This is a genomic window from Pedobacter sp. HMWF019, from assembly GCF_003061025.1.
In the GTDB taxonomy this organism is placed as follows: domain Bacteria; phylum Bacteroidota; class Bacteroidia; order Sphingobacteriales; family Sphingobacteriaceae; genus Pedobacter.
In genome coordinates, this window is the sequence record NZ_QAIL01000001.1 from 1 (window position 1) to 9620 (window position 9620).

Annotated in this window: 6 protein-coding genes; all 6 read left to right on the forward strand. The window is 38.6% G+C overall.

What is annotated here, in order from left to right:
• On the forward strand, positions 1–2072 hold a 2072-nt coding region (locus DBR11_RS00005; protein ID WP_369974408.1), incomplete at its 5' end, for a hypothetical protein.
• Positions 2073–2074: 2 nt separating this feature from the next.
• The gene (locus DBR11_RS00010) at positions 2075–3880 is read left to right on the forward strand and encodes a ComEC/Rec2 family competence protein (RefSeq protein ID WP_108549557.1); all 1806 of its coding nucleotides are present in this window, start codon (positions 2075–2077) and stop codon (positions 3878–3880) included.
• Positions 3881–3908: 28 nt separating this feature from the next.
• On the forward strand, positions 3909–4688 hold the full coding sequence (locus tag DBR11_RS00015; protein WP_108549558.1) for an enoyl-CoA hydratase/isomerase family protein: 780 nt from the start codon (positions 3909–3911) through the stop codon (positions 4686–4688).
• Positions 4689–4704: 16 nt separating this feature from the next.
• Positions 4705–5382 carry a hypothetical protein gene (locus tag DBR11_RS00020; protein WP_108549559.1) on the forward strand — a complete coding sequence of 226 codons (678 nt, stop codon included), beginning with the start codon at positions 4705–4707 and terminating at the stop codon, positions 5380–5382.
• 4 nt (positions 5383–5386) lie between these two features.
• The gene (locus tag DBR11_RS00025; RefSeq protein ID WP_108549560.1) at positions 5387–7252 is read left to right on the forward strand and encodes an LTA synthase family protein; all 1866 of its coding nucleotides are present in this window, start codon (positions 5387–5389) and stop codon (positions 7250–7252) included.
• 2 nt (positions 7253–7254) lie between these two features.
• A complete protein-coding gene (locus DBR11_RS00030; protein ID WP_108549561.1) occupies positions 7255–9429 on the forward strand; it encodes a S9 family peptidase in 2175 nt (724 codons plus the stop codon).
• Positions 9430–9620: the final 191 nt, after the last annotated feature.

The following is a 9620-nucleotide window of genomic DNA, read 5'->3' on the forward strand; positions in this document are numbered from 1 at the left end:
ATGTAAATACATTTAGAATGATCAATTTACTTTGGAATAAATCCTTACGTCATTTCCTGCTTCTTGTACTTCTTACTCCTTCATTTACCAGGGCCCAGGAACAACACATTATTAAAGAGATTGTAGAACGTCTTGCTCCAACGCTACCGGACGATTATGATCTCTCAGAACTTACAGAAAGATTAAATTATTACAGAAAACACCCTGTCAATCTGAACCATACTTCTGCAGAGGAATTGAAAAATTTTGTATTCTTATCCTCCCTGCAGATCAGTAATCTTTTTGCGCATATACTCAGTAATGGAAAATTACTGGCAATTGAAGAGCTACAGGTAGTTGATGCATTTGATCTGGAAACCATTTCAAGTCTGCTGCCATTTGTGACTTTGGGTGAATACCCAGAAACTGAAATTCCTTCCTTCAGAGATTTGCGGGGCAGGGCAAACCAGAGTCTGGTGTTTAGATATGCACAGGGCTTGGAAAAACAAAAAGGCTACAGAGATCTTCCGGGTAGCAGATATCTTGGAACACCGGGAAAAATACTGATTAAATACCGATATAACTATAGTGACCGTTTTTCAGCTTCTCTTGTATTCAAAAAAGATGCAGGAGAAGAGTTCTTTAGCGGAAACAATAAATACAACTTTGATTTCTCTTCCTTTTCATTAGGCTTTAACCACCTTGGGAGAATAACCAAACTCGTTATTGGAGATTACAGTCTCCAATTTGGTCAGGGCTTAACTTTATGGTCTGGCTTTGCGTTTGGGAAAGGACCTGATGTAACCAGCGCAGCAAAAAAAGACCTTGGATTAAAAGCATACACTTCCTCTAATGAATCTTCCTTTTTTCGAGGAGTGGCTGCTGCAATAAAAGTAACCCGACATATTGAATTTTCTCCCTTTATTTCTTACAAACATGTAGATGCAAGTCAAAGTTTATTGCCTAATGGTGAGTATGGTCAAGTCAACATCAGTGTAAGCGGTTTGCACAGGACTAGATCAGAAATCAAAAACAAAAACAGTCTGGGCCAGTTGGTTTATGGCAGCGTGTTGCAATACCTCAGCAACAACTTAAATATAGGGACAATAGCCTACGCTTCTCATTATGAGAATGCATTTATAACAGGCAACAGACCTTATAATGCGCTAGGTTTCACTGGAAAAGATCTTTTAAACGTTGGACTCCATTACAATTATAGTTTTAGGAACCTATACCTTTTCGGAGAGCGAGCTCAAAGCCCGGGCGGGGGAGCAGCAATGGCTAATGGCATAATGGCCAGTCTCTCCCATCACTTGTCTGCGATACTGCTCCACAGAAACTATGACCTCGATTACCACAGTTATTTTAGCCAGGCCATAGGCGAAAACAGCGATGCTTCAAATGAAAAAGGTTGGTATACCGGTTTAAATTATAATATTGATAAAAAGTGGAGTGCATCCCTCTACGCCGATATTTTTCACTTTCCGTGGCTAAAATATAGGGTAGATGCAGCTTCCTCTGGCTATGAAGCACAAGGGCAACTGGTTTATAATCCCTTTAAAACGTTCAAATTAACTGCCAGATTTAAAACAAAACTCGACCAGCAAAACACAGATTCTAAAGTGTCTTTAAAATATCTTGAACCAGTTAGCAAACAAAACTGGAGGTTAGAAACCTACTGGCGGCTAAACAGAAAGATAAGCTTTCAAAACCGTATGGAAAGCTGCAGATATCAAAAGGGCGAAGGCATTGCTGAAAACGGGTACCTTTTTTGTCAGGATATTGACTACAAACCTTTGTCTTCCCGTTTATCGGGAAATTTACGCCTGGCTTATTTTCATACCGACAGCTACGAATCCAGATTATATGCTTATGAGGATGATGTTCTTAACGGATTTGCTTTTGGCATGTACAACGGTAAAGGACTAAGATCTTATCTTAATCTCAAATATAACTTATTCAGAAAGTTCGACTTATGGACCCGTTATGCCATATTTATCTATCAGCAGACAGAGGCCGTTGGTTCAGGACTGGATGAAATTCAGGGAAATATCAAATCAGAATTTAAAATTCAACTCCGTTATCAATTCTGAAAATGGAATTAAAACGACAGGAAACGATCTTTCTTCAATTGCCGCTGTTTTTCGCAACAGGAATTGTTCTGGGGTACTCCTTTCCTTCCATCTTTCTGCGAAATGCACTATTAGTGGCATCTGTGTTACTGTTTATCGGGTTACTCTTGCTGAATTTCTGTTATTCAACTCCTAAAGTCTATCGGTTTAAACATCGTATATTATTAACCGTGTACCTACTTATCCTCTTTTTAGGTGCATTACTCTGCCTTTTGCAAAAGGAACTGCTACAAAAAGATCACTTCTCCAGCTCTCAATTTGAGTTATTAAAAATACAGGTTACAGGAGAACCGCAACTCAGAAATACACAGCTGCATTTCGAGTCAAAAGTAACAGCTGGTTTAACTAAAGGAAAATATCGGGCTTGTACGGGGCATCTCCTCGTCTCTGTTCAAATCAACAATTGGGGGCTTCTGCCTTTAAAGTATGGAGATATCCTTATTGTTAAAGCAAAATATCGGGCTGTAGCAGCTCCTCTACTTTCTTCAACATTTGATTTCAAGTCCTGGCTGGCCATGCAAAATATTTACCATCAGGCCTATTTTAAAAAGGAAGACATCAAGCCTCTAAAACGAAACAAAGGAAATCCATTGATTTCTTATGCACTGAATTTGAGAAAAAAACAGGTAGATATCTATAAAAAACTCATCCATGATCCGCAAGCCTATGCTGTAGCTTCAACATTGATCCTCGGTTACCGATCAGATCTTAGCCCTGAAACCTTAGATGCTTACGCTAAAACAGGGACCATCCATGCGCTGTCTGTTTCTGGAATGCATGTTGGCATCATTTACCTGGTTCTTAACTGGATCCTATTTTTTTTAAACCGAACCTCTTCATTATTATTCCTTAAAGCACTATTCATTATCCTCATTATTTGGTTTTATGCTTTGATTACAGGTTTCTCGCCTTCAGTTTTAAGATCCGCAATCATGATTACCGTCCTCATCCTCTCCAAAACACTTCACAAAAAAACAAATAGCTACAATATATTAGGTTTCTCCGCCTTTTGCATACTCCTTTATGAGCCATTTCTTCTTTTTGACATAGGATTTCAGCTATCCTATCTGTCTGTTTTTGGTTTGATCTGGCTCCAGCCAAAGATTTGTAAATGGTTTTCTTTTAAGTTCATATGGATGAACAGATTTTGGTCTATTCTAGCTATGTCTTTATCTGCTCAGCTTACAACCTTTCCTTTAAGCATCTACTATTTCCACCAATTTCCAGTTTATTTCCTTTTCAGTAATCTGTTCATTATGATGCCTGCAGCACTCATCATGTATACAGGATTAGTTATGCTTTTATTTAGATGCTATTTTTTGGTCACTCCGTTTGAATGGCTAATCCGTTTCACAACTTCAGGCCTGCGATGGATTTCGGATTTGCCCTTTGCCAGTATTTCTGCCATATGGATTAACCAGACAGAACTTATACTTCTGAGTACAGGCCTTATCTTGTTTATCCTGTCCTTAAACCATGCAAAGAAAAAACTTCTTTTTACTTCCCTGCTTTTCTTTTTGCTGCTGGAAGTATCCATGCTTCATCAGCAACTTATTGCCCGAAGGCAGCAAAAAATAATTGTATTGAGACTTAAACAAAAGTATACAGGTATATATATCAAATCAAACAAAGCAACGTTAATAACGGATGCAACCCCTAAGAGCACTATTTTTAAGTTTTATATTAAGCCTTGCCTGGATCAGCATAGGATTTCAGAGGTTCATTTTAAATTTAGCTACCAGGGTTTAAAGAAAATAAAGCATCTTTGAAGTCACAACAAAGCTTATTACTCATACTATGACTGAATCGCTGGTTCTATATTCTGTAGAAGACCGCATTGCTACAATAGCACTGAACAGACCGGAAAAGCGCAACGCCTTAAATCCGGAACTGATCAAACTGTTGACAAACAAAATGCTGGAAGCTTCCGATGATGAAAATGTTAAAGTCATTATACTCAAGGCTAACGGAAGTACCTTTAGCGCAGGTGCTGATTTGGCTTATTTACAACAATTGCAACAAAACTCCCTTGAGGAGAACCTTGCTGACTCAGAAAATCTTAAAAATCTCTTTCTGACCATCTATAAATTGCCCAAAGTCGTTATTGCACAGGTAGAAGGTCATGCAATTGCAGGAGGATGTGGATTGGCTACTGTTTGTGACCTGGTATTTTCGGTTCCCGAAGCCAACTTTGGTTATACTGAAGTTAAACTGGGATTTGTTCCGGCTATTGTATCTTGCTTTCTGATGCGCAAGACCAGCGAAACCATTGCCAAACAAGTCCTGTTAACTGGTGATCTTTTCACTGCAGCGAAGGCGCTGGAATATGGTTTAATTAATTTTGTAATAAACAAAGAAGATATTAGTCAAAATACCAGAGATTTTGCTTTAAATTTGTGTAATAACGCTTCATCCAATTCCTTGATGGTCACTAAACAGCTCATTGGTCAAACCACCAATCCGCATTTAGAAAGAAGCCTGGATATGGCTGTACAAATAAACGCGAAAGTACGGGAAAGCGAAGACTTTAAAAGAGGCATAGCTTCCTTTATTAATAAAGAGAAAATAAATTGGTAACCTTAAATAGTAAATTATGTTCAAATCAATAAAAACAGGCGTTTTAGCGCTTATTTTAATCAGCTCAGCAATTTATGCGCATGCGCAAAAAAAAATCCAGCAGGGTGTAATCGTTTATGGCATAGAATACAATCTGACGCCTGAACAAAAAGCAGCTGTTGATGTTTCTGCACTTCCTTCAGAAAACAAACTGGAATTTAACGGAAACATTTCAAAACTGGGAATGGAAATGGGCCCTGCTTTATTAACCATCTTTAAAGATGGTTCTACAGATAATGGTCTACTATTGATCAGTATTCCTGTCGCACAAAAACAATTTGCAGCTAAAATGTCTAAAGAAGACATGGAAAAACAAACTGGCGGAATTAAGTACAGCGACTTTAAAGCTACAGGAGAAAAACAAGTTTTATCTGGTTACAATACTGAAAAATACACGTACAAAGACAACAATGGCGGCACTTATGAATTGTGGGCAACAAAAGAAATTGAACTTACGCCAGGCGCAATAAATACCGAGTTTAAAGAACTTAAAGCAACACCAATTAAATTTACCGTAACGCAAGGTGGTGTTAAAACAACCTTAACTATAAAAAGTATTAAAGAACAAAACGCAGGCCCTTTTACTTTAGATGTACCTAGTGGTTATGAAGTAAAAACAATGGCAGAGTTGGAGGCAATGAGAGGCGGAGCCTAATTTCATGCTAAAAAGTCTTATATTTTTTATTCGCTTTTATGTCTTCTGGTTAATCTTCTTTTTTACAGATAGAGCCCTGTTTTTGGTACTTTACCACCAGAAACTGGGCGCTGTATCTATACAGGAGATACTAGCTACATTTTATAATGCGATTCCCATAGACCTTTCTATGGTGGCTTACATTACCATTGCCCCACTGCTCATTTATCTTTTCTGGCTTTTTAAGGGCCGTTTAACGGTAGAAATGAAATGGCTGACGATATACAATACCATATTGATTGTCCTGTTCAGTCTGATCTCCGTGATTAACTTTAATATTTATAGAGAATGGGGCACCAAATTGAACGCAAAAGCAATTGGTTTTGCATTCAGTTCCCCTAATGAATCCCTGGCTTCTGGTGCATCCTCTCCCCTGGTTCTGACTTTTTTCATATTGGGGATGCTGATGGTGACCAGCCTACTGCTTCAGAAGTTACTCCTGAGCAGGAAGCTCACATTTATACAGTTCCCTTTATGGGCGAAAACTACTGTCTGCATTTTATTGTTAGGCATTAACTTCCTGCTGATCAGAGGAGGCTGGGGTGTAACCACCATGAACCAGAGTTCTGCTTATTTTTCTGACAGGATCATTTTAAACCATGCTGCAGTCAATACAGAATGGAATCTTTTTGCCAGTGTTATCGCTTCTTTAAGTGCACATAAAAACAAATATCTTTATTACAGCAAACAGCAGGCAGATGAAAGTGTGAGGGATCTTTACCATGTAGAAAAAGACACAACCTTAAATATCCTAACTACAACAAGGCCAAATGTGGTGCTTTTTATTATGGAAAGCTTTACAGCAGATCTCACCAAGGTATTAGGAAATATGGATGGCGTTACGCCGCATTTTGATAGTTTAACACATCAAGGTGTCCTGTTTAGTAGTATTTATTCCACGGGCAACCGGACAGATAAAGGCATCATTGGTACACTGGCAGGTTTTCCAAGTCTTGCGGCCGGAAATCTGGTAAAGTACACCAGTAAAATGCATAAACTGCCCGCCATTTCCCAGGAACTTAACAAGAATGGCTATTCAACTGCGTTCTACTATGGAGGCGAATCTGAATTTGACAACTACAAAGCCTTTATCCTGACTCACGGTTATCAAAAGCTAATTGATAAGAATAAGTTTGAAGACAGTGAGCTAACCTCTAAGTGGGGAGCATATGATGGTGTCGTCTTCAACAGGCAACTCAGAGACCTGAAAATGATGAAGCAGCCCTTTTTTACAACCACCATGACCTTAACCAACCATGAACCTTTTGAAGTTCCTGGAAAGTATAAATTTGGTTCCTCCGACAATGCTCATCGGTTTAAAAGCACGGCATTTTATACCGATTCGTGCATCAATGATTATTTAACCAAAGCAAAAAAAGAGGCCTGGTATAAAAACACTCTTTTTATCTTTATTGCAGATCATGGCCATATCCTGCCAAAAGAGACAAATGAAGTTTATATGCCGCAGCGTTACCACATCCCTCTTCTGTTTTACGGAGAAGTGATCAAACCGGAATTCCGGGGAAAAACCTTTAGCCGAATTGGCAGTCAGATTGATCTGGCCTCTACCCTTCTTACGCAGTTGGGCATGAATGCCGGCCAGTTTACCTGGAGCAAAAACCTTCTGAACCCCTATACCAAACCTTTTGCTTTCTTTAGCTGGGACAATGGTCTGGGCTTTATCAATCCAAAACAATCAGTTACTTTTGATAATACGGGAAAAAGGGTATTATACAATGACCTTAGACATCAGGAGGAACAAACACAAGAAACCCTTAAACAGGGTAAAACTTACCTGCAAAAAGTATATCAACAATTTATAGAACTTTAAACATGAATGTAAAAAACATCGCTTTTAAGCTAAGCTTTCTGACTGCTTTGTTTTTCATCTTTATCCAGGCAAAAGCGCAAAACAAAGGTGAAATCAATTGGACAAAAGAAGGAAATTCTTATTACGAGATTTCCGGGGGAGAAATTATATCCTTAACCCTTCCAAAAAATGATCGAAAAACGGTAATCCCGGCAAGTTTACTTGGTATAAAGGGGTTAAACGAGTATAATATCAAATCTTTTAAACTTTCTGACGATGGCAAAAAAGCCCTCATCTTTACAAACAGTAAAAAGGTATGGCGCTACGAAACGCGGGGCGATTATTATGTAGCAGATCTGGCCAGTAACACCATTACACAAATTGGTAAAACTCAACCTGCTTCTTCGTTAATGTTTGCTAAGTTTTCTCCTGATGGAACAAAAGTTGCCTATGTAAGCAAACACAACCTCTATGTAGAAGATCTTACAAGCGGTACGAACAAAGCCCTGACAACAGATGGAACAGATCGTTTGATCAACGGAACTTTTGACTGGGTATATGAAGAAGAATTCGACTGTCGGGATGGTTTCAGATGGAGCCCTGATGGTCAATCCATTGCCTATTGGCAACTGGATGCCCGTAAGATCAAAAATTTCCTAATGATCAACAATACAGACTCCATATATCCTTTCACTATTCCGGTAGAGTATCCAAAAGTTGGGGAAGATCCATCTTCCTGCAAAGTTGGAATTGTAGATATCAATACGGCTAAAACCTCCTGGATACCTGTTCCAGGAGACAATATTCAGCACTATATTCCAAGAATGGATTGGATTCCCGGTAGTAACGACATTATTTTGCAGCAGTTGAACAGGGAACAGAATGAAAGTAAACTTTTTGTTGCCAATGCGAAAACTACCGCTGTGAACAACATCTATACGGAAACTGATAAGGCCTGGATAGATGCCGGAGAAGAGTGGAAATGGTTAAACAACAACAAAGAATTTATTTGGGTAAGTGAGAAAGACGGCTGGAAACACTATTACAGAATCAGTAAAGATGGAAAAAGCCAAACCCTCATCAATAAAGGGAATTATGATGTAATTGAAAGCTTGCTGATTGACGAGAAAAACAATCAGTTTTATTTCATTGCCTCCCCAAGCAATGCTACTCAAAAATACTTGTATAAGACCAAATTGGATGGCAAAGGAAAGCTGGAGATGGTAACCCCATCTGTTTTACCTGGTACACACAGTTATGATATCTCTCCAAATGGAGTATATGCCTTCCATACCTATCAGAATGCCAACTTAAGGCCTATTTTCGAATGGATGAATTTAACAACCGGCAATCCGTTTACGATGGATGGTAGCATCACCAACCAGTTAGGTAGAACACAACCACCAAAAAACAAAGTAGAGTTTTTTAAGGTCAAAACTGAAGATGGAATTGAACTTGACGGATGGATGAAAAAACCAGACAATTTTGACCAGACTAAAAAATACCCTGTCGTATTTTATGTTTATGGAGAACCCGCTTCACAAACGGTAACTGATACCTATGGTGCCGGACGTGATTTCTTATACGCAGGTGATATGGCTAAAGATGGTTATGTGTATATTTCTCTTGAAAACAGAGGTGCTCCAGCTCCAAAAGGAAGGGAATGGCGTAAGAGCATTTACCAGAATATCGGACGACTCAACATCAGAGATCAGGCTATGGGTGCAAAAAAAGTATTGGAATGGTCCTTCATTGATAAAAGCAGAGTGGCTGTATGGGGATGGAGCGGAGGTGGATCTTCAACCCTCAACCTAATGTTCCAGTATCCGGATATCTACACTACAGGAATTGCTATTGCAGCTGTTGGTAATCAGCTTACCTACGACAACATTTATCAGGAAAGATATATGGGTTCTCCATTAAAAACAAAAGAGGCCTATATCAAAGGATCACCTATCAGCTACGCTAAAAACCTGAAAGGTAATTTACTTTATATACATGGCACTGGCGATGATAATGTTCACTATCAAAATGCAGAAATGCTGATCAATGAGCTCATTAAAAATGGAAAGGTATTTCAGTTCATGGCCTATCCAAACCGCACACACAGTATAAACGAAGGCGAAGGAACAAGCCGGCATCTTGCCCTGACTTATACTAAATTCTTACAACAGAATTGTCCTCCCGGAGGAAAATAAATAACAAAAAAACAGCTGTCCAAAAGGCAGCTGTTTTTTTGTCTTATCTCTAAAGGCTTAAACTTAATTATAATAATACCTGCCCATAGTATGTTTCATAAATTAATATTAACTATTTTTAAATTAAATAGTTGTTATAAATATTAATAAATAAAAATGAATCGAATTCATCTGGATGCAACAGACAGGGC

Coding starts and splice junctions, on each gene's coding strand:
- DBR11_RS00010 (WP_108549557.1), top strand. CDS start 2,075: ATGGAATTAAAACGACAGGAAACGATCTTTCTTCAATTGCCGCTGTTT.
- DBR11_RS00015 (WP_108549558.1), top strand. CDS start 3,909: ATGACTGAATCGCTGGTTCTATATTCTGTAGAAGACCGCATTGCTACA.
- DBR11_RS00020 (WP_108549559.1), top strand. CDS start 4,705: ATGTTCAAATCAATAAAAACAGGCGTTTTAGCGCTTATTTTAATCAGC.
- DBR11_RS00025 (WP_108549560.1), top strand. CDS start 5,387: ATGCTAAAAAGTCTTATATTTTTTATTCGCTTTTATGTCTTCTGGTTA.
- DBR11_RS00030 (WP_108549561.1), top strand. CDS start 7,255: ATGAATGTAAAAAACATCGCTTTTAAGCTAAGCTTTCTGACTGCTTTG.